The 19,653-nt window shown below is 56.7% G+C and carries 21 protein-coding genes; 8 read left to right on the forward strand and 13 right to left on the reverse strand.

Annotated elements, in window-relative coordinates; translation table 11 throughout:
- Nucleotides 1-50 precede the first annotated feature (50 nt).
- The 4 genes from CVU69_10370 to CVU69_10385 all read left to right on the forward strand — a co-directional run bounded on the left by CVU69_10370 (nt 51) and on the right by CVU69_10385 (nt 1,539).
- Complete coding sequence (locus CVU69_10370; GenBank protein PKN11873.1) at nt 51-302, forward strand: hypothetical protein; 252 nt, start codon at nt 51-53, stop codon at nt 300-302.
- A 20-nt stretch (nt 303-322) separates the two neighbouring features.
- A complete protein-coding gene (locus CVU69_10375) occupies nt 323-616 on the forward strand; it encodes a hypothetical protein (GenBank protein ID PKN11874.1) in 294 nt (97 codons plus the stop codon).
- Nucleotides 617-1,003: 387 nt separating this feature from the next.
- On the forward strand, nt 1,004-1,246 hold the full coding sequence (locus CVU69_10380; protein ID PKN11875.1) for a type II toxin-antitoxin system ParD family antitoxin: 243 nt from the start codon (nt 1,004-1,006) through the stop codon (nt 1,244-1,246).
- Nucleotides 1,246-1,539, forward strand: a complete 294-nt coding sequence (locus CVU69_10385) for a plasmid stabilization protein ParE (protein PKN11876.1) — start codon at nt 1,246-1,248, stop codon at nt 1,537-1,539. Before CVU69_10380 ends, CVU69_10385 begins: the two co-directional genes overlap by 1 nt.
- A gap of 318 nt (nt 1,540-1,857) precedes the next feature.
- On the opposite strand, the gene CVU69_10390 is transcribed toward CVU69_10385, so the two are convergent.
- The 11 genes from CVU69_10390 to nifH all read right to left on the reverse strand — a co-directional run bounded on the left by CVU69_10390 (nt 1,858) and on the right by nifH (nt 14,718).
- The gene (locus tag CVU69_10390) at nt 1,858-2,970 is read right to left on the reverse strand and encodes an aminotransferase (GenBank protein ID PKN11877.1); all 1,113 of its coding nucleotides are present in this window, start codon (nt 2,968-2,970) and stop codon (nt 1,858-1,860) included.
- Between the two features lie 618 nt (nt 2,971-3,588).
- Entirely contained in the window at nt 3,589-4,257 is a 669-nt protein-coding gene (locus tag CVU69_10395) for a GMP synthase (GenBank protein PKN11878.1), read from the reverse strand.
- Between the two features lie 81 nt (nt 4,258-4,338).
- The gene (locus tag CVU69_10400) at nt 4,339-5,076 is read right to left on the reverse strand and encodes a hypothetical protein (protein ID PKN11879.1); all 738 of its coding nucleotides are present in this window, start codon (nt 5,074-5,076) and stop codon (nt 4,339-4,341) included.
- Nucleotides 5,077-5,100: 24 nt separating this feature from the next.
- Nucleotides 5,101-5,970, reverse strand: a complete 870-nt coding sequence (locus CVU69_10405; protein ID PKN11880.1) for a nitrogen fixation protein NifB — start codon at nt 5,968-5,970, stop codon at nt 5,101-5,103.
- 391 nt (nt 5,971-6,361) lie between these two features.
- Entirely contained in the window at nt 6,362-6,718 is a 357-nt protein-coding gene (locus CVU69_10410) for a dinitrogenase iron-molybdenum cofactor biosynthesis protein (GenBank protein PKN11881.1), read from the reverse strand.
- A gap of 9 nt (nt 6,719-6,727) precedes the next feature.
- Nucleotides 6,728-6,997: a ferredoxin III, nif-specific gene (gene fdxB / locus CVU69_10415; GenBank protein PKN11882.1), complete on the reverse strand. Its 270-nt coding sequence runs from the start codon at nt 6,995-6,997 to the stop codon at nt 6,728-6,730.
- Between the two features lie 116 nt (nt 6,998-7,113).
- Nucleotides 7,114-7,500, reverse strand: coding sequence for a nitrogen fixation protein NifX (gene nifX, locus CVU69_10420; protein ID PKN11896.1), 387 nt, complete (start codon nt 7,498-7,500; stop codon nt 7,114-7,116).
- A 245-nt stretch (nt 7,501-7,745) separates the two neighbouring features.
- Nucleotides 7,746-10,487, reverse strand: a complete 2,742-nt coding sequence (locus tag CVU69_10425; protein PKN11883.1) for a bifunctional nitrogenase iron-molybdenum cofactor biosynthesis protein NifEN — start codon at nt 10,485-10,487, stop codon at nt 7,746-7,748.
- Nucleotides 10,488-10,719: 232 nt separating this feature from the next.
- Complete coding sequence (nifK, locus tag CVU69_10430) at nt 10,720-12,189, reverse strand: nitrogenase molybdenum-iron protein subunit beta (protein PKN11884.1); 1,470 nt, start codon at nt 12,187-12,189, stop codon at nt 10,720-10,722.
- A gap of 124 nt (nt 12,190-12,313) precedes the next feature.
- Nucleotides 12,314-13,759: a nitrogenase molybdenum-iron protein alpha chain gene (gene nifD, locus CVU69_10435; GenBank protein ID PKN11885.1), complete on the reverse strand. Its 1,446-nt coding sequence runs from the start codon at nt 13,757-13,759 to the stop codon at nt 12,314-12,316.
- A 92-nt stretch (nt 13,760-13,851) separates the two neighbouring features.
- Entirely contained in the window at nt 13,852-14,718 is an 867-nt protein-coding gene (gene nifH, locus CVU69_10440; GenBank protein ID PKN11897.1) for a nitrogenase iron protein, read from the reverse strand.
- A 464-nt stretch (nt 14,719-15,182) separates the two neighbouring features.
- Here nifH and CVU69_10445 point away from each other — a divergent pair, with 464 nt between their 5' ends.
- The 4 genes from CVU69_10445 to groL all read left to right on the forward strand — a co-directional run bounded on the left by CVU69_10445 (nt 15,183) and on the right by groL (nt 17,923).
- Nucleotides 15,183-15,467, forward strand: a complete 285-nt coding sequence (locus CVU69_10445) for a hypothetical protein (protein ID PKN11886.1) — start codon at nt 15,183-15,185, stop codon at nt 15,465-15,467.
- Nucleotides 15,464-15,733: a DUF507 domain-containing protein gene (locus CVU69_10450; GenBank protein PKN11887.1), complete on the forward strand. Its 270-nt coding sequence runs from the start codon at nt 15,464-15,466 to the stop codon at nt 15,731-15,733. Before CVU69_10445 ends, CVU69_10450 begins: the two co-directional genes overlap by 4 nt.
- Before the next feature lie 219 nt (nt 15,734-15,952).
- On the forward strand, nt 15,953-16,243 hold the full coding sequence (locus CVU69_10455) for a co-chaperone GroES (protein PKN11888.1): 291 nt from the start codon (nt 15,953-15,955) through the stop codon (nt 16,241-16,243).
- 33 nt (nt 16,244-16,276) lie between these two features.
- Nucleotides 16,277-17,923 carry a chaperonin GroEL gene (gene groL / locus CVU69_10460; GenBank protein ID PKN11889.1) on the forward strand — a complete coding sequence of 549 codons (1,647 nt, stop codon included), beginning with the start codon at nt 16,277-16,279 and terminating at the stop codon, nt 17,921-17,923.
- A gap of 150 nt (nt 17,924-18,073) precedes the next feature.
- On the opposite strand, the gene CVU69_10465 is transcribed toward groL, so the two are convergent.
- Together CVU69_10465 and CVU69_10470 are read right to left on the reverse strand one after the other, a co-directional pair.
- The gene (locus CVU69_10465; GenBank protein ID PKN11890.1) at nt 18,074-19,153 is read right to left on the reverse strand and encodes a hypothetical protein; all 1,080 of its coding nucleotides are present in this window, start codon (nt 19,151-19,153) and stop codon (nt 18,074-18,076) included.
- Between the two features lie 112 nt (nt 19,154-19,265).
- Nucleotides 19,266-19,589 carry a hypothetical protein gene (locus CVU69_10470; protein PKN11891.1) on the reverse strand — a complete coding sequence of 108 codons (324 nt, stop codon included), beginning with the start codon at nt 19,587-19,589 and terminating at the stop codon, nt 19,266-19,268.
- Nucleotides 19,590-19,653: the final 64 nt, after the last annotated feature.

Genomic DNA, 19,653 nt, shown 5'->3' on the forward strand with positions numbered 1-19,653 from the left:
TCTGTGGGTTTTTTCATGCGCAGCAAGAGACTGCGCCCAAGGAGTTGGGCATGTGCACAGGAATAAATCTGACCGTAGAAGAAGCCGCAATCGCCCTTAATACCACCCCGACCGCCATCCTCATGTTGTTGCGTCGCAACGAACTGACCGGCGTCGAAGTTGACGGTACCTGGCGGATCACGTCCGAAAGTTTACAAAGTGTTCGCGCTGCCCGGCAGGGGGATGGACCGTTGGTCGAATGCCGCAGCAGCTGTGCCGCCAAAGCCGGCGGTTGTGCATCCTGCGGATCGACTGCTGAATAATCAGGCATCAGGAGGTGAGTATGGGCATCGAGATCAAACCGTCGGATCTGTACTATCGCTATCCGCGCAAAAAAGAGACACGGGATGCGCCGAAATTTACCGGCCTGCCGGATCCCCATCCTTTTGATCGCAACGATCTTTACGAAGTCATCCCGATGTTTGAGGCGGTGATGGATGAATTGGAGAGTGTCGACGGCGCGGTGCTGCAGGGGATTGAAAAGATCCTGAACGACCAGGTTCCCGCCTTTATCCGCAGTCGCGAGGAGATTTATCGTTGTCTGGTCGGGATGATGCGGGAAGAACTGGGAGGATGAAATCGACCACCCCCAGCCCCTCCTTTTTCAAGGAGGGGCTGGGGGTGGTCGCCTATGGGGCGGAGGTGTGCTGAGACGCGGATTTGACCATCTGATTAATTCGCTGGGTCAATTCTGTCATGTCCACGGCAACCAGTCAGCACTTCAACTTGACAGATTGGAAGCCAGGCATCTTTGCCATACCCCTGGCTTTCATAAGTATGGTGACCCTGAATTTCGACGAGACTGTCCGAAAGTCGAAGCGTCAAACATGATGGAGAAGTGTACTTTATTGAGCAGTCGGCTAATCGACTATAGAATGTCCCCGGAGCCTCTCCCTTCAATTTGACCTATACCAATAAATATTATAATCTAATGTAATCTCAGATATTGTTGGAGGCCTATCCCATGAAAAAAAATACCAGCGTCACGCTCGGCTCACATTACGAACAATTCATTTCTCAACAGGTCGCCCAAGGTCATTTTGGGTCAGCAAGCGAGGCAATACGAGCTGGGTTACGGCTTCTGGAAGAGCGTGAAACCAAACTTTCCTTGTTGCGTCGAGCGCTTGTCGAAGGGGAAGAAAGCGGCAAATCCGACTATTCTCTTAAGGCTTTGCTCAAGGAACTTGACGACGACGGCTGCTGCTGATGCAAACCTTCAGCCTCACGAAGAAGTCCATTGCCGATTTAATGGATATTGGTCGCTATACTTTGAGCCATTGGGGACGCGAACAGCGCAACCTGTATCTGGAAATGTTGGATATGTCCTTTCAACAACTGGCTGCCAATCCGCGGACAGGGAAGGATTGCAGCGATATTCGCAGCGGCTACCGAAAATTTAGTGCAGGAAGTCATGTAATCTTTTATCGGCAGACATCCAAAGATTCGATAGAAATCGTTCGTATTCTACACGGACGAATGGATTGTGAGACGTGGCTTTGACCACCTGATTAATTCGCTGGGTCAATTCTGTCTTATGTCTACCGCCCCTTTTCCTCTTCCCAACACAACGCAAAAGGCGACCAATTTGGCCGCCTTTTGCGTTGTGTTCGTCAAGGAAACTGCAACATGTCAGCGCTTCAATTTGACAGTTTGTAAGTCAGGTACCTTTGCCATGTACAGGATTGCTAATCGACAAATGAATCTCTTCAGAGCCTCTCCTCTCCAATAGCAAAATAACAAGCAGTGTCCCCTTGAGGTTCCCTCATCTAACGTGTTTGAGATGAGCTGCGAGCAAAGCGCGTCAGCTCGATCTCATTGTTATCTGGAGCCTCGGAGATGATCCTCTAGCACTGCAAGGGCGTCCGGCAGGTTCTTGCGGCCAAAGCCAATGCGGAACGAGTTGTACCCCTCTCCGTAAAGACTTCCCGGCAGGAGCAGGACGCCTGCCTCCTTGACGAGGTCAGCGCAGAAATCGTCAACCTTCCCCTGCAGAAGCGTGGGGAAGGCGATGGATCCCGCCTTCGGCCGCTGCCAGTCGAAACGCTCGGCGTTCACGGCAAAGAAAGAATCGAGCAGAAGAAGGTTGTCGCGGATTATCCGCAGATTGCGCTCAACGATCGGCCCGGCATGGCGCAGTGCCAGGGTCGCCAGGAACTCGCTCGGGGCGCTGTTGCTGATGGTGGTGTAGTCCTTGAAGGAGGCAAGTTTGGCAAAGAGGGTGTCGTCTTGAGTCACCACCCAGCCGATGCGAAGTCCGGCAAGGCCGTAGGTTTTCGACATCACGCCAAGCGACACAGCGCGTTCGTTCAACTCCGCGAAGGCCGGCAGCCTGTCGGCAGCATCGAACTCCAGGCCGCGATAGACCTCGTCTGCGAAGATGACGAATCCGTGCCTGTCGGAGAGCGCTGACAGCCCGCGAGCGAATTCCAGCGTCGGCAGGTAGCCTGTTGGGTTGTGCGGGAAGTTGACCACCACGACCCGGGTACGGGGCGTCAACAGACGCTCCAACTCGACCAGGTCCAGTTCCCAGGCGCGTGACGGGTCACCTCGCCACTCTGATACGACAGCGCCGATGCCCTCCGCGACCGCGCCGAGGGACTGGTAGTAGGGCGCGTGGACGACGACGTGATCCCCGGGAAAAAGGGCGACGTTCATGAAGTTGAAGATAGCTTCTTCGGCTCCAGCGTGTACGAGAACCTGGTCGGAGCCGATTTTCTCGTAGAGCGTGGTGATCACTTGGCGAAGTTGTGGATCCCCGAGCGATTCGGTGTACCCCAGCCACAGCGAGTCGAATTGTTCACGTGCGTCGGGCTCCAGCGCCAACAATTCATCGAGTCGCATGCTCTCGCAGTCAGAGGAGCAGAGAAGGTATGGCGCCGTGAACTCGTACTGTGCGAAGTAGCGTTCGAGCTTGAACGGAGCGAAGCGCATCTCAGCAGTTTCCCTTCCGGATAACATATTGTACAGCTGTTGACGTTTGTATATACCCGTATATGCCCGCATCTACAGGTATAAACTTGCCTATACGCGTATATGCTTTATCGGCATATATATGTATATGCCTCCATTAGGTTTTTTTATCAATGATTCGTTTCTCTAGATCAGTACCAGCAATGGCGCCATAACGTACCAACCAAACCTGTTTATTAGGATCCCATCTACCTCCAGCAGATTTTGCTTTATCACGAAGCATATTTTCATTGAATTCGATCCGAAGGGAGACAATTGCATTCTCTTGAAACCTTCTGGCTGGGGACCAGTCGAAAACTAGGGACACTCCCTAGTTTATTAATTCTTATAAGTAAGTATTCCTTAACAACGCAAAATGCCGCCGATCAGCACATGACTGACCTCAGCGGCATCTATCGATCCATCCTCTATTGACCCATCCCCAAACCCTCACTCAGACCGCCTTAAAACAGGCGCATGAAAAACGTCCTATCTTCTAACCTGCGAACCGAAGCTCTGTCAATACAACATTACGTGATCAATAAAAAACGCGTGACCGCTGATTTAGGGGGATTTGTCTGGTTGCAAAGATATGACAAATCAACACCCCGCCATTTCGAGGAAATTGCCGAGCAAGCGCGTCCCGAAACTCCGCAACTCAATCTCTCTTCGGGAAAAATCCTGCTGATATTCCAGACTCCGTCCACTCTCCTTCGTCCAATTCCGCACGATCGCCAGATCAGCTTCCGGATGAAACTGCACACCCCAGGCGCGGCCATGGCGGAAGGCCTGTCCCGGACAGGTCGCTGAACTGGCGAGCCATTGCGCCGTCGGCGGGGGGGAGAAGCTATCGTTGTGCCACTGAAAAGCGGAGAAGGGGACCTTCACTCCTCTGAAGAGGGGATCCTCTTCGCCGGCGGGTGTCAACTTCAGCTGACAGACCCCCTTTTCGCCGCAACAACGGGCTTTCACCTCACCCCCGAGGACTTCGGCGAGGAGTTGTCCGCCGAGACAGATGCCGAAGAAGAGGGTATTGGCGCTCACGCAGTCGCGGACAAAATTCTTCACCCCGCGCAGAAAGGGGAACTGCTCCACATCATGGACGCCCATATAGCCGCCGAGGACGATGACCGCCGTCGCTGAAGTCGCGACTGGCAACGGTACGCCACGATCCGCACAAATCGTCTGAAAGGGGATACGGGCGGTCTTGAGCAGATCGCCATAGATCCCGGCCGGAACATCCGGATGGTTCTGGATGATGTAAAGCACTTGTTCCGCCTTTCTCAGTCAAGCCAGCGCAAGGCCGGCAGTCTATAACTGTCAGCCTTCCCCCTGCCCTCTCGCACCTCACTACAACAAAATCAACTTGCTCCCGGCCAGCAACAGGACCAGCGACAGCGCCGGGATAAGCACCCGCGTCGGCAGCAGCCGGCAGCCGAGGGTGGCGCCAAGGAGGCCGCCGGCAAAAGCGGCAGTTGCTAGGTGGGGGGTAAAGCTCGGGATTTTGGCAAGAACACCGACATGACCGAGGAGGCCGGCGCTGGAGTTGACGAGGATAAAGAGGGCGGCGACGCCGGCAACCTCGCGCGTCCTTCCCCAGCCGCAAAGGAGGAGGAGGGGACTGAGAAAGATACCGCCGCCGATGCCGGTCAAGCCGGAGAGGAGACCGAAGAAGGCGCCGATCAGCAGGGCCAAAGGAAGGGGGGGAGATTTTTGCGGGCGGGCATCATCGCGGATTTTGAGGACAAGGCGGAGGGCGGCAAAGAGGAGCGCGCCACCGAGGAGAGGGCGATAGATCTCCGGCGGCAGAGTCAGCGCGCCGCCGATGAAACTTGCCGGAATCGAGGTCAAGGCAAAGGGCCAGAAGAGACGCCAGGCAAAGTGCCCGGAGCGGATAAAGCACCAGGCCACCGTCGCCGAGACGACGATATTCAGAGTCAGGGCGGTCGGCTTAAGGAGCACCGGCGCCAGACCGCAGAGGGCCATAAGGGCGATGTAGCCAGAAGCGCCGCCGTGGCCGACACTGCCGTAAAGGATGGCGACAACAAAGATGGACGCGGTGAGCAAGAGCAGCATATCCGGAGCCATGAGCGTTCTCCTTTCCTGTCTGACTTAGCGGGCTACGCGCGCTTCCAGGGTCGCCAGATCGAGATCCTGACCGATCATCCCGACCGCATCGGCACGACACTGTTTGCAGTGACGCGCCTGCGACAGGATCGATTCGGCCTGGTTGCGCACCAGCTCCATCACCGCCGGCGACGGCTCTTCCCAACCGGCAAAGCGGCCGATCGGGATGACCGGGATGATATTCATCATCGAAGCGCCGAGCTGCCGCATCCTGACGGCGAGTTCAAAGGTTTCGTGATCGTTGACGCCGGGGATATAGACGTGATTGATCTTGATCAGGAGCCCGGCCTTGGCGGCAGCTTCGATACCGGCGAGCTGTTTTTCGAGGAGGATATTCGCCCCTTCGATGCCGTCGTAACGTTTTCCCTGATAGTTGATCCACTCGTAAACCTGGGCGCCGGTCTCCGGGGTCAGGGCGTTGACCGTCACCGTCAGACTGTGCAGATCGAGATCGACCAGCTCCGGCAACTTCTCCGGCAACAGCAGACCGTTGGTCGAGAGGCACAGGGTCATCCCCGGATGCGCCGCCTTGATCAAGCGGAAGGTCTCGAAGGTGCGGGGGTTGGCGAGGGGATCGCCGGGGCCGGCGATGCCGACGACCTTGAGCTTCGGCCCGACCGTCGGGTGACGGAGGACAAGGTTGACCCGCTCCAGCCCTTCCTGCGGTGACAGGATGCGACTGGTGACGCCGGGGCGGCTTTCGTTGGCACAGTCAAACTTGCGCTCGCAGAAGCCGCACTTGATATTGCAGCCGGGAGCGACCGGCAGATGGATGCGGCCGTTGGCAGTATGATCGCCGCCGAAACAGGGATGATCGCTGAGCTGCTTTTTCATCATCGGACAGGCTGAAGCCATGAGAACCTCCTCGTCGGAACAAAAAGGGGCGCTTTCGGAAAAACCGAAAAGCGCCCTTGCTGGTATCGTCGTGCGACAAAAGAAGACCCCGCACGGTTATTACCGTCGGGGCGTCGTTGCCGCTGGCTGATGGGGGAGTACATCTTTGTACTGACTGAGGTTATTGCATCGGCCGTGCCATGCCCGTCATACGGTCAAATGCCACGAGGGACAGAATACAATATGCCAACACGCTGGGCACTGACACCATGATCGTTTAATAATTAAGCAGATCGCCGCCCAATCCCATAACAAAAAAATCGGGCAGACAGAGGGCCCTCACCCATCCACCTGCCCGTGCCATCGGCGATTACACCCAAGAACAATTGTTACTTATCTCTCCCCGGCCCCCCTACGGACAGCCGGCACAGGCGCAGCCGCAGACTTCTCCATGGGCCGCTTGCAAGGCCGCAGCGATCGGCCCGCTGGCGGAAACGTGCTTGATGCCGGCCTTCTCCAGTTCGGCGAGGGGATATTCGCCGATCATGGCGGTGATGACGACCCGGCAGCCTTGCAGCGCCGCGACGATGGCGTCGAACTGCCGATGACGGAAGGGGTGCTCGGGATCGTAAGAGCAGTACTTCTCCACCACGACTTCCCCGGCCGCCACCGGATTGCCACGGTTGTATTCGTAGAGGAGAAAGCGTTCAGCATGGCCAAAGTGCTGATCGACCTCCGCCCCGGATTTTGATGCTACGGCAATACGCATAACTTCCTCCTAGATCGTCAGCGGCTTGAAGGTGAAACAGTTCTTCGGGCAGGCGACGCCGCAGCTGACGCAGCCGGTGCAGTCGCCGGCATCGATGATGGTCATGACCATGCGCGTCGAATCGGTCTCTTCGTCGACTAGATCTTCGGGGCCGAGAACCTTGCGGGCGCAGGATTTGTAGCAGCGGCCGCAGCCGATGCACTTCTCGGGGTCGATCGCTTCGGCGAAGGCGGGAGTCCATTCCTTGCCGCCGCGGGTTTTACCGGTGAGATAGGCCATGATGTTTCTCCTTCTGGATGTTAATTGGTTGTTGCGTAACGTGCCGGGCGACCCACCGGGTCGCCCCTACAGGCATGTAATTATTTTCGTAGGGGCGACCCGATGGGTCGCCCGCTTCAGCGTTCAACGAAGCCCGGTCGATCGCTCTTGAGCATCGCCTTCTTCAGCCACGGCGGCGGATTATTGCGCAGCACCTCCTGCAGCTTGACGACGACCTCGGCAATCGGCTCGCACTCCTTGCTCTTGATCGGATGGATCTTCTTGGCGACCAGCCGCGCTGCCGCCGGGCCGCCGATCTGGGCGACATAAACCAGAGCGCAATCGGCGAGAGCAGCGCCGCGCGCCTCGATGCGATTCTCTTCATCCTCGCCGGCGCTATGCACCTGGAGGATACCGGAAAAGGCCGCTTCCTCCGGGCCGATCTCCCAGATCAAAAAATTCTCGGCGCGTCCAAAATGTTCATCGATATGGATTTTGTCGGTACTGGCAAATGCGACTTTCATGGTCAATCCTTTCATTTTGTAACTCTCAACCAGATGGAGACGACGGGTGTGGATCATGGCAACCCCGGTAAAAACTAAAAAAGCATTTAGCACACGGATAAAATCTGATTGGACGGATTTTCACGGATAAATCTTCCCAAACGTTCACCCAGACACTCTCGGCATCAACCGCTTGTCTCCTTGATTTATCAGCTTTTTATCCGTTTCATCCGTGTTAATCCGTGTGAGACGGCCTTGTTCTAAGTTTAATTATGGAGTTTCTGTGCTTCTTTGGCGCTCGCCATGAAGATGTTGCCGACCTCGAAGATCAACTGCATCGAGCCGCGATAGCCGACCCAGGTGCGCTGATGGGCACCGATGCGGTCGAAGACCGGATAGCCGGCACGCAGATGGTTAGTGATGTTGAGCGCGGCGGCGGCCTGACGGCCGTTGCTGTTGGCGACGAGGAGATCGACGCCGCCCGCCTGTTCTTCAAGATCTTCGAGATCGCCGACCAGCACGTTGTCACAGGGGAGTTCGCCGAGGCCGATGACACGACTGGCGCTGATCGCCAACCGGATATCGCACCCCATGGAGTGCAGGAAGGGGGTCAGGGTCTTGAGGAGATCCCCTTCGAGGGCAAGGGCAATTTTCTTGAGGCCGAACTGGTAATGGGAATCGACCATGGCATCGCAGAGGCGGCTGCGCTGGCGCAGATACTTCTGCGGGATCGGTGCGTTGGCGAGCTCGGCAAGGACAATCATCAGCTGATCAACCTCCGCCAAACCGGTGGCCGAGGTGAAGCCGTAGGAAGGCATGCCGCAGCGCTCGCTGAGGATGCGTGCCGCCTTGGCGAGGGAGTCGCCAAAGAAGAGAGTGGCAGCGCTGCGTCCGGCCTGACGGATACGGGCGACGGTAACGCCGCCGGTGGAGAGGGCCGAAACCGTTTCATCAATATGGCCGTCAAGGGCACAGGAGGAATCCGGGATGACGACCGGATCGAGGCCGAAATCCTCGCACATCATCTTGATTTCTTCGACATCGGCCGGGCTGAGATGGGCGCCGGGGAGGAGGGTGACCTGCCCGGGAATCATGTTTCCCGGCTCGGGGATGGTGCGGACGATCGCTTCGACCGCCGCCGCATACCCTTCCTGTAAAGAACCGCAGTAGTCGGGGGTGCTCGCCCAGACCACCGGCACACCATCGTGCTCGGGGTGCTCGGCCCGGAACTGGGCAATGGCGCTGCGCACATCGTCCCCCATGGTCTCGGTGAGGCCGGTCGTCATGACGCCGACGATCTCCGGGCCGAACTTCTCGATCACCCGGCCAATGCCGGTTTTGAGATTCTCCCAGCCGCCGAAGATCGCCATATCCTCACTCATGCTCGTCGAGTTGAGGGCGATCGGCTCGCGGAAGTGGCGGGAGAGCTGCAAACGGATGAAGGTTGAGCAGCCCTGGGCGCCGTGCAGCAGACCAAGCATATTGTCGATACCGAGATAAGCGAGGGTCGCGCCGAGGGCCGGCGAATTCTTCTGGGGATTGACGGTGCCGATCTTCTCCGGCACCTTGACCCGCGAGTCGCGCATCGTTTCACTCTGCAGGCGCCCGGCCTGTGCCAGGGCGCTGGCAAGATCCATGGCGAGCTCATCCGGCGACTTCTCCAGCGGGCTCTTGGCATTGAGGATCGGCCAGATCGGGTTGTTGACCGTCATGTCGAGCTGACGGGCAAAGGTGACCATCCCCGCATAACCGGCATAGGGGTGGGCGCGACCATGGTTGATGTCGAGAAAGGGGGTGCGGGTCTTCAGCGCCAGGTACTTGGTCTTGCCGCCGGCAACGATCATATCCGGCAGCTTCTCGTACATGACCGACAACAGGCCGGCGCTGGAGGTGTCCTCGATGATCGTCGCGTCCTGATGCATCAACGCCTTCATGCGGTGAAAATCGTCGAGGGTCGAATTCTGGGTGCCGGCGGCCAAAATCTCCACCCCGAGTTCGCGCAGGGCGCTGACCATCGACCAGGTCTTGACCCCGCCGGTGAAGAGGACGCAGCGCTTCCCTTCCAACCCTTTTTTGTACGGTTCGAGGGCAGCGCGACACTTCGGCTCTTCCTCGGCAAGGAGGGTCTCCACCCGCTCCGCCATGACGCTGTTGCCGTGAATCAGGTCGAGTTCGCGGGCGATATCGCGCAGCGCCTTGGCGGTGTCGGTCATGCCGTAGAACGATTCTTCGAGATAACCGATCCCCCAGCGGGTCTTCATCTTCTTCGCCAGATTGGTCAAACTCTTCGAGCAAATGATGACATTAAGCCTGGCGCGGTGGGCGTAGCGCAGTTCGGCGAATCTGGCGTCGCCGCTGATGCAGGAAAGGATGCGGATGCCGAGGCGGTCGAAGAGGGGGAGCATCCCCCACAGGTCGCCGGCAATATTATATTCACCAATGAGGTTGATGTCGTAGTCAGTGAGGTAGTCGGGCTCGGCAGTGGCGATGACGTGCTTGAGCAGCACTTCGCCGGCAAGTCGGTTGCCGATATTCTTGTCGCCGATAAAGCCGGGGGTGTTGACCGGAATGACCGGCATCGGCAGCTGCTTGGCAGCAGCTTCGCAGACCTTTTCGAGGTCGTCGCCGATCATCGCGGTGACGCAGGTGGCGTAGACAAAGATCGCCTGCGGCTGATATTTCGTCCCGAGGTCGATAATCGCGTCGTAGAGTTTCTGTTCGCCGCCGAAGACGACGTCGTTGTGCATGATATCGGTGGTGAAACCGCGCCGGTAAAGCTGGCTGCCGGAGGAGCGGGCACCACGGTTGTCCCAGGAGTTACCGGCACAGGCGATCGGACCGTGCACGAGGTGGATGACATCGGTGATCGGCATCAGGACGACTCGCGCGCCGTCATAAGCGCAGGAGCGTTCGGTCCCCTCCCCCGGTTCTGACTTCTTGCAGAACTTGGGGGCGCCCTTTTCGTTGGTCTCGCATTCGGAGACTTCGTAGTAATCGCGTTTGGACATGGTTGGTACCTCGTGAGGGCGAGGGGTTTAGTTTCCATCGGGTCAAAGGCATTTTGCACACGGATAAAATCTGATTGGACGGATTTACAAGGATTCAAAAAATTAAAACATTAGTCGTTTATCCCCTTGATTAATCCTTCTTTTATCCGTGACATCCGTGTCATCCGTGTGAAACCGCCTTTTGAGGTGCATTGCAGGGGCGACCACATAGGACCGCCCCTGCAAAAACAATTTAACGCATCATTTCAAAGAAGCGGTCCTCGCAGGTTTCATCCTTGATATCGAGGAACTTGTTGCAGATGGTCGTGACCATGTTGATCACCCCCTGGTAGCCGATGATCGGCGAACGGTGCAGGTTGACGCGGTCGAAGACCGGGAAGCCGAAACGGAAGAGGGGGATGCCGGCATCGCGTGCGGCAAATTTGCCGTGGGTGTCGCCGATCACTGCGTCGACCGGATCGGTAAGGAGCAGGCTGCGCAGGTGCCACAGGTCTTTGTTCATGTAGATCTTGCACCCCTTGCCGTAAGCGGAGGCGTCAAGGAGAGACTGCAACTCCTTCTCGACCTTCTTGGTGCCGCGACTGCAGAGGATGTGGTAAGGACGGGCCCCCATCTCCAACAGGAAGGAGACGTAGCCCATCAGGTAGTCGGGGTCGCCGTAGACCGCGAACTTCTTGTCGTGCATGTACTGCTGGGCATCGGTCATGGCATCGACGGCGCGGCCGCGCTCGGCCTTGATCGCGGCCGGAACTTCCTTACCGAAGAGCTCGGCGACCTTCATCAGCAGGGCATCGGTCTTGACGATACCGATCGGCATGGCGAGGGAGGCATGTTCACCGGCGTAGCTGTCCTTGATCCAGCTGAAGGTCTTGGGGGTGGCATAGGGGCCGAGGGTGATCGTTGCTTTGCCGTTGATCGAATCGGCTGCATCTTCGAGCTTGGTGCCGCCGGCGTAGACGCTGTAAGTGCCATCGCAGGGGGAATCGAAGGTCTCGGAGATATCGGCGAGGACGGTGACAGCGATGCCGAACTCCTTGAGGATGCGCTTGTATTCGCGATAATCACCGGTATTGAAGTCGCAGCCGGGGATGAGGTTGAGCTTGCCGGTGCAGCGCCCTTCGATCTTCTTCCCTTCGGTCAGGGTCTGGAGGATCGAGACGAGCATCGAATCGTAGCCGTGGATATGGGTGCCGTTAAAGCTCGGGGTGTTGGCATACGGCGTCGGGAAGTCGGCCGGAATGATCCCCTTGTTCTTGGCGTTCTTGATAAAGGCGGTGAGGTCGTCGCCGATGACTTCCGGCATGCACGAAGTAAAGACCGCCATCATCTTCGGTTTGTACAGGGTGTAGGCGTTCTCCAGCCCTTCGTGCAGGTTGGCCTGACCGCCGAAAACGGCGCCATCCTCGGTCATGGCGTCAGAGACCGCCGGTGCCGGCTCGCGGAAGTGCCGATTGAGGGTAGAGCGGTAGTAGGAAGCGCAGCCCTGCGAGCCATGCACAAAGGGGAGGGTTCCTTCGAAGCCGTGCGCAACGAGCTGGGCGCCGAGGGGCTGACAGGCATGCGCCGGATTGATCACCAGCGCCTGACGGGCAAAGTTCTTCTCTTTGTACTCTTCACTGTTGATCCAGTTCTTGACCCGCTCGACTTCTTCAGCGGTATATTCCGTGACCGGTTTGACGTCCAGTCCGAGGGCATTGGCCATGATCGATCTCCTTGCGGCCGGGAACTTATCTGTTCACCGGTCCGGGGGGTATTACGTAGTTATGATTGCGTAGGGGCGAGGCGGTGCCTCGCCCAGGGCGACCCACCGGGTCGCCCCTACGGCATTAAAACGGGCTCTTCACCAGCCCCCAGGTCGGGCTGTTCACCGCCATATCGACATCGCGGGCGAAGATGGCAAAGCCCTGATAGCCGTGGTAGGGGCCGGAGTAATCCCAGCTGTGCATCTGCCGGAAGGGGATCCCCATCTTCTGGAAGATATACTTCTCTTTAATCCCGGAACCGATCAGATCGGGCTTGAGGGTTTCCGCAAATTTTTCAAACTCGAACTCGGAAGGGTCGTCATAAACAACCGTCGCGTCCGGCATCTCCGGGGCAGTGCGGTCATAATCGTCAACGTGGGCAAATTCGTAACCGGAACCGACACACTCCATGCCGAGATCTTCGTAAGCGCCGATGGTGTGACGGGGGCGGAGACCGCCGACCAGGAGCATGACCTTCTTCCCTTCGAGGCGCGGCTTGTACTCATCGATAATCGCCTGCATGATCGGCTCATGCCGGGCTATGGCCGCTTCGACCTTTTCCTGAATCGTTGCATCGAAACACTGGCCGATGGCGCGTAGCGACTCCTTGATCTTGGTCGGGCCGAAGAAGTTGAACTCCAGCCAGGGGATACCGAACTTTTCCTCCATGACCTTGCACATGTAGTTCATCGAACGGTAGCAGTGGATGAGGTTGAGCTTGACCTTATGGGTGGCGGCTATCTTCTCCATCTCGCCGTCACCGGTCCAGACACTCTTGACATTAAGGCCGATCTCTTCGAGGAGGGCCTTGGCGCTCCAGACGTCGCCGCCGATGTTGTAGTCGCCGATCAGGGCGATATCGTAGGGAGTCTCGGGCTCGGTGAATTCGCGGGTCTCAATGATGTAGTCGCGGATGGTGTCGTTACTGATGTGGTGGCCGAGGGACTGGGAGACGCCGCGGAAGCCTTCGCAGTTACAAGGGATAATCGGCAGATCGAGTTCCTTGGCCACGGTCTTGGCAACGGAGTTGATATCGTCACCGATGAGACCGACCGGACATTCGGAAAGGACCGAAATCCCCTTGGCGAGAGGGAAGAGTTCGTGCGCCTCGCTGAGGAGGGTCTTGAGCTTCTTGTCGCCGCCGTAGACGATATCTTTTTCCTGAAAGTCGGAGGTGAACATCATCCCGAACTGAGTGACGCCGTTGATGCCGCTCATCAGGTTGCGGCGCGTCCCCCAGGAGTACCAGCCGCAGCCGACCGGGCCGTGCGAGACATGGACCATATCGCGGATCGGCCCCCATACCACCCCTTTGGCACCGGCATAAGCACAACCACGGGCGGACATGACGCCGGGGACGGTCTTCTTGTTCGACTGGACGCAGCTCTTTCCCGAAGCCGGATCGTTGGGGCCGAGGTGCGGGGCGCGCTTTTTTCGCGCCTTTTCGGGATAAGCATCAAGGACCTTGTCGATCATCTCCTGCGTCGACTCTTTGCTGATGCCGAGGACTTTTCTTATTTTTTCAGTCATGGGTGACTCCTGAAAGGTTGGTTCCGTAGGGGCACCCTCGTGAGTGCCCCGATTCTGGGCACCCACGAGGGGTGCCCCTACATCAGACCTGGTTACGCCGCGTTCTCCGACTTGCCGACAACGCTTTCGTCTTCGGCTTCCATGATCCCGAACTCCATGAGCAGGTCTTCGAGCTCTTCCATCTCCAGCGGCGTCGGGACGACGAGCATCTTGTTGTTAAGGATCTTTTCGGCGAGATTGCGGTACTCCTGCGCCTGCGGATGCTCCGGGGAATATTCGATGACGGTCATGCGCCGCATTTCGGCGCGCTGCACCTGATTGTCGCGGGGGACAAAGTGGATCATCTGGGTGCCGAGTTTTTCGGCCAGGGCACTGACCAGCTCGAACTCCTTGTCGGTCTTGCGGGCGTTGCAGATCAGACCGGCGAGGCGCACCTTGCCACTGGAGGCGTACTTGAGAATCCCCTTGGCGATGTTGTTGGCGGCGTACATCGCCATCATCTCGCCGGAGCAGACAATGTAGATCTCTTCGGCCTTCCCTTCGCGGATCGGCATGGCAAAGCCGCCGCAGACGACGTCGCCGAGGACGTCATAGAAGACAAAGTCGAGATCCGGGGTGTAAGCACCTTCTTCTTCCAAAAAGTTGATGGCGGTGATGACGCCGCGACCGGCGCAGCCGACCCCCGGCTCCGGGCCACCCGATTCGACGCATTTAACATCGCCGTAGCCGACCTTCATGACATCTTCAAGTTCGAGATCCTCGACCGTCCCTTTTTCCCGTACCAGATCCATGACCGTATTCTGCGCCTTGGCGTGGAGGATGAGGCGGGTCGAGTCGGCCTTGGGGTCGCAGCCGACGATCATTACCTTCTTGCCGAGATAAGCGAGGCCGGCGACGGTATTCTGGGTGGTGGTCGATTTGCCGATGCCGCCCTTGCCATAAATTGCAATCTGACGCAGTTTCTTTTCAGCCATGACGTCCTCCGTACTTTCTGGTTAATGGTTTGTTCTACGATCCTTGAAAACGAAGCCGCCCCACCCGGACGATCCGGATGGGGCGGCATTGCCCGGCGACTCCGCCATGGAGTCACATTTGAAATGGGAAAAAACAGAAAAAGCCCGAAGGAGATCTCTCTCCTGCGGGCTTCGTTGCCGGGTCAAATGCGACACCACCTCGTGTCGCCTGCTCTTGACATCTCCTTAAGCATAGGCTGTGCCAAAGATGCTAATTCGTGCAAAATCGGAATGATAGCATTTTCGTCTGAGGTAATAATGTGATTGCTCCTGATCTCGTCTGCTCAAAAAAACAGCAGCAAGAGGGCAGAAGATGGGCAAGGTCACCGGTCCTGTCAAACTCGTTTGACAATCATCGCCGGTGCAGCTAGCATGCCGACAGTTTTTATCCTCAAAAAAGGCGCTCCCCCATGTCGCGACACCCTAAAGAGGAACAGTTATCCCGCATTGCTGCACGCCTGCTTAAAGCGCTCAAGGAAGAGGGCGGCGCAACGTTCAAAACCGGTGAGATTCCGTTGCGGGCGAGGATAACCCAGGTGCTGCTGCGCGAGGAGGCGGTGATCGAGGATCTTGACCGTCAGGCCAATGTCCTGCTGGGCGAACATCTCCGCGCGGCTCCGCCAGGCATCGACCGCCAGAAAATGCTGCTGATGGTCCGCAACAAACTCGCCAAAGAGAAAGGAATCCCGCTATGAGGTGGTCAGAGGAACGCATCTCTCATCTGGCACACCAGGTCTTCAATGATCTGTGGCGGGGCGACCTCATCGAAGCTGACGACGCTGGTCGCGCCCTCTCTTCCTTGAAAAACGCCTTGAGCAACATCGTCCGCGCCGAAGAGGAAGTCGATAGCCTGATTCGCGACAAGCTCAACAAACAGAAGAAGATTATCGGCAGCCACGATTGGCAGCTGCTTTATGCCCGCTACCATCGGGAAGAGATGACGAAACGCGGCTGGGCCTGAAACATCTTCATTCCTTCTGTTTATCGACGATCTCACTTGCCGAAACTGCCCTCCGTACACCTCCTGCTGATAAAAAAAAGAATTAAGCCCTTGACTTCTGCCTGAGCGTGACTATATTTGTCGTGTCTTGGCACTCAAATATTTCGAGTGCCAAAATTGACATTTCAGGGGATTAATTGTCCGAATACCCCAATAAACAGTGAACGAAAGGAGAAAAAAATGAACATCAGACCGTTGCATGACCGCGTAATCGTCGAGAGAGTCGAAGAAGAGACCAAAACCGCCGGGGGACTTTTCATCCCCGATTCCGCTAAAGAGAAGCCGCAGAAGGGGATCATCATCGCCGCCGGCCATGGCAAGAAGACCGAAGACGGCAAGCTCCTCCCCATCGACGTCAAAGTCGGCGACCAGGTTCTTTTCGGCAAGTACTCCGGCACCGAGATCAAACTCGACGGTAAAGAGTATCTGATGATGCGCGAAGATGAAATCCTCGCCGTGCTTGAGAAATAATTCTAAAAACTTAAAAGAAGGAGATCACTTAAGATGGCCGCTAAAGAAATTAAATTCGGGCAGGATGCCCGTGCCAAAATCCTCGTCGGTGTCAACGCTCTTGCTGACGCCGTTAAAGTCACCCTCGGACCGAAGGGGCGCAACGTCGTCATCGAGAAGTCCTACGGCGCACCGCTGATCACCAAGGACGGCGTCACCGTCGCCAAAGAAATCGAACTCGACGACAAGTTCGAGAACATGGGCGCGCAGCTGGTCAAGGAAGTCGCTTCCAAGACCTCCGACATCGCCGGCGACGGCACCACCACCGCCACCGTTCTCGCCCAGGCGATCTACCGTGAAGGCGTCAAGCTCGTCACCGCCGGCCACAGCCCGATGGAGATCAAGCGCGGCATCGATAAAGCCGTCGCCGTTTGCGTCGAATCCTTGAAAGAGATCTCCAAGCCGATCAAGGATCACAAAGAGATCGCCCAGGTCGGCACCATCTCCGCCAACAGCGACAAGACCATCGGCGACATCATCGCCGAGGCGATGGAAAAAGTCGGCAAGGAAGGGGTCATCACTGTCGAAGAAGCCAAATCGATGGAGACCACTCTGGAGACCGTCGAAGGGATGCAGTTTGACCGCGGCTACCTCTCCCCCTACTTCGCCACCGATGCCGAGCGCATGGAAGCAGTGCAGGAGAACGCCCTGATCCTCATCCACGACAAGAAGATCAGCAACATGCGCGATCTTCTCCCCATCCTTGAGCCGGTCGCCAAGCAGGGTCTTCCCCTGTTGATCATTGCCGAGGATATCGATGGCGAAGCACTGGCGACCCTGGTTGTCAACCGTCTGCGCGGCACCCTCAACGTCGTTGCCGTTAAAGCCCCGGGCTTTGGCGATCGTCGTAAAGCGATGCTCGAAGATATCGCTGTCCTCACCGGCGGCAAAGTCATCTCCGAAGAAGTCGGCTTCAAACTCGAAACCGCCACCATCGACATGCTCGGCCGTGCCAAGCGCGTTGTCGTCGACAAAGAGAACACCACGATCATCGATGGCGCCGGCGATGAGTCCGAGATCGCTGGTCGCGTCAAGCAGATCCGCGCTCAGGTTGACGAGACCAAGAGCGACTACGATCGCGAGAAGCTCCAGGAGCGTCTTGCCAAACTGGTCGGCGGCGTTGCCGTGGTCAAAGTCGGCGCAGCCACCGAGACCGAGATGAAAGAGAAGAAAGCCCGCGTTGAAGACGCTCTGCACGCCACCCGTGCGGCGGTCGAAGAAGGGATCGTCCCTGGCGGCGGTGTTGCCCTTCTCCGTTGCCTCCCGGCCCTGGAGAAGCTCAAACTCGAAGGCGAGCAGCAGTTCGGCGTCAACATCGTCAAGCGCGCCCTCGAAGAGCCCCTGCGTCAGATTGCCGCGAACGCCGGCGCTGAAGGCTCGATCGTCGTCAACAAGGTCGTCACCAAGAAGGACATCGCTTACGGCTTTGACGCTTCCAATGACACCTACTGCGACATGCTCGCCGCCGGCATCATCGACCCGACCAAGGTCACCCGCAGCGCCCTGCAGAATGCAGCGTCCGTTGCCGGTCTGATGCTGACCACCGAGGCCTGCATTGCCGAGCGCCCGAAGAAAGACGGCCCGGCTATGCCTGACATGAGCGGCATGGGCGGTATGGGCGGCATGGGCGGCATGATGTAAGTCTTTGCCCCTGTCCAGGCAGTAAAAAAGAGCGCCCTCGGATTCGTCCGGGGGCGCTCTTTTGTGTGTTTGTTGCTTGAGTATTGCATGTAAACGGCTATGGCTTTGACCACTGGGCGGCTTGTAAGCCGTGTTGGGACCTTAACGCCCTCAGCTTCGTCGTGTCTCGGAGCCCCCTCTATCCATACTTTGGAATAAAGGTAGGTCGCGTAACTTCAATGCCTCCTCAATAGCTTCGTAGAGTTCTGAGCGCCGCCACGTGTTTACTTGCGTAATAACACTACTCCCACTCGGCCGGCAAGCCCTTGGCAGCCCCTTGTCTGCACCTCGCTTGGACAGAAACTCTCCTGTCATATTCTGGAGGTTGCGTTTTCCGGAAACAAGCTGTTCTGGATCAGTACAAAGTTCCAAGCATGCCTCTCTTACAGTAATGAACTCTTCCGGGTCTTTCTTGGTCTTTGACTCCTCTTCAAGTTTGTTGATTCTACCCTCGTGATCTTCCAGGTGTCGCTTATGATCACCTAAGTGAGGCCCGATGCTCCGGGATATTGCATCTGCGAGAGCGGACACATCGTCCTTGACTGGAGCCGCCATCCTTCGGATGCTTTTAGCGATGGCTTCTTCTTGAAGATTCCTACCCCAGTGCTTAAGAAGGCGAATGCGGTGAAAGAAATCAAAAGATACACGCTCACTCAGAGGGGGCGAACTCATGTTTCTATATTTGATGTTTTCATTGTAGAAGATATCGATACCCTCCTCAACGACATGCCAACGGTAAACCTCCTTACCCTGGATAATGGCTCTCCACTGCCCGCCTGCGTGCTCCCCCTCAAGGACTTCAGCGTACCAAGGCAGGCCCGAGAAAAAAAGAACTTTCCGCGAATCAGGCAAGCCAATTGCCTCTGCCCATTTTTCCGGGGTGGCATAGACCCAGCCGCGCTCGTCAACAGCTACCTGTATCGATTGACCCCGCGAGCCTTGAAATTTCTCAAGTGTAAAATTGGTAATTTCTTTCACATCTCTAATCCCATGAAGTTTGTGGTGACACTGTCTGCACGTCGCTAATAAGTTGTCGGGATGTTCACCGCTCCATCGTTTAGCGTACGTGACGTGGTGAACATCCCGCATTACCGCACCACACAGCTCGCACTTACCCTGTGCCCGTTCCCGTATTTGAGCCCGGACATGTTTCCACTCCTCCGAATTCAGGTACTCTTTATACTTACTCATATTATTCAAGCCACTAGCCCATCTGGAATTTCTGTACAGTGTTCCAGTATTTTGTCTAATTTTCTATCGCTCAACATCTGAGAGCACACCAGGTTTGGCAATTTTGGCTCCTTTATACCTTTGCTTCAGCTGGGACATAAAATGCTTTCAGTTCATCCTTGTAAGGCATAATTGGGTCATACAACTTGCTATATGCCTGACCAATCGCACCTGAGAATAGCATCATACTTGGCTGATTAGTGCCACTGTGAACAACATGACTAACAGCTATACCTGGATATGGTTCTATATAAACTATTCTTTTTATGCCTAACTGGTAAGCTTTTTTAGAACACAATTCACATGGTGAAGCTGTTGTATAAAGTGAGCCATCCTTAACACCTTGGCCTCCATGCTTTACAATCGAGGGTGTAAAAAACTTTGTGTAAATGGTCATCGTCGGTTACAACCCGTAACCACTGGAGGAACCGATGGCCATACCGAAAGACGTGCTCGACTGC

The sequence above is a fragment of the Deltaproteobacteria bacterium HGW-Deltaproteobacteria-4 genome (assembly GCA_002841765.1).
In the GTDB taxonomy this organism is placed as follows: domain Bacteria; phylum Desulfobacterota; class Desulfuromonadia; order Desulfuromonadales; family UBA2197; genus UBA2197.

What these genes read in the sequence shown, in the direction of transcription:
- CVU69_10380 (PKN11875.1), top strand. Translation starts at nt 1,004, where the DNA reads ATGAAAAAAAATACCAGCGTCACGCTCGGCTCACATTACGAACAATTC.
- CVU69_10425 (PKN11883.1), bottom strand. Translation starts at nt 10,487, where the DNA reads ATGTCCAAACGCGATTACTACGAAGTCTCCGAATGCGAGACCAACGAA.
- CVU69_10370 (PKN11873.1), top strand. Translation starts at nt 51, where the DNA reads ATGTGCACAGGAATAAATCTGACCGTAGAAGAAGCCGCAATCGCCCTT.
- fdxB (PKN11882.1), bottom strand. Translation starts at nt 6,997, where the DNA reads ATGGCCTATCTCACCGGTAAAACCCGCGGCGGCAAGGAATGGACTCCC.
- CVU69_10455 (PKN11888.1), top strand. Translation starts at nt 15,953, where the DNA reads ATGAACATCAGACCGTTGCATGACCGCGTAATCGTCGAGAGAGTCGAA.
- CVU69_10470 (PKN11891.1), bottom strand. Translation starts at nt 19,589, where the DNA reads ATGACCATTTACACAAAGTTTTTTACACCCTCGATTGTAAAGCATGGA.
- CVU69_10410 (PKN11881.1), bottom strand. Translation starts at nt 6,718, where the DNA reads ATGCGTATTGCCGTAGCATCAAAATCCGGGGCGGAGGTCGATCAGCAC.
- CVU69_10385 (PKN11876.1), top strand. Translation starts at nt 1,246, where the DNA reads ATGCAAACCTTCAGCCTCACGAAGAAGTCCATTGCCGATTTAATGGAT.
- CVU69_10400 (PKN11879.1), bottom strand. Translation starts at nt 5,076, where the DNA reads ATGGCTCCGGATATGCTGCTCTTGCTCACCGCGTCCATCTTTGTTGTC.
- CVU69_10445 (PKN11886.1), top strand. Translation starts at nt 15,183, where the DNA reads ATGTCGCGACACCCTAAAGAGGAACAGTTATCCCGCATTGCTGCACGC.
- CVU69_10405 (PKN11880.1), bottom strand. Translation starts at nt 5,970, where the DNA reads ATGGCTTCAGCCTGTCCGATGATGAAAAAGCAGCTCAGCGATCATCCC.
- nifX (PKN11896.1), bottom strand. Translation starts at nt 7,500, where the DNA reads ATGAAAGTCGCATTTGCCAGTACCGACAAAATCCATATCGATGAACAT.
- CVU69_10375 (PKN11874.1), top strand. Translation starts at nt 323, where the DNA reads ATGGGCATCGAGATCAAACCGTCGGATCTGTACTATCGCTATCCGCGC.
- nifK (PKN11884.1), bottom strand. Translation starts at nt 12,189, where the DNA reads ATGGCCAATGCCCTCGGACTGGACGTCAAACCGGTCACGGAATATACC.
- nifD (PKN11885.1), bottom strand. Translation starts at nt 13,759, where the DNA reads ATGACTGAAAAAATAAGAAAAGTCCTCGGCATCAGCAAAGAGTCGACG.
- CVU69_10465 (PKN11890.1), bottom strand. Translation starts at nt 19,153, where the DNA reads ATGAGTAAGTATAAAGAGTACCTGAATTCGGAGGAGTGGAAACATGTC.
- CVU69_10390 (PKN11877.1), bottom strand. Translation starts at nt 2,970, where the DNA reads ATGCGCTTCGCTCCGTTCAAGCTCGAACGCTACTTCGCACAGTACGAG.
- CVU69_10450 (PKN11887.1), top strand. Translation starts at nt 15,464, where the DNA reads ATGAGGTGGTCAGAGGAACGCATCTCTCATCTGGCACACCAGGTCTTC.
- groL (PKN11889.1), top strand. Translation starts at nt 16,277, where the DNA reads ATGGCCGCTAAAGAAATTAAATTCGGGCAGGATGCCCGTGCCAAAATC.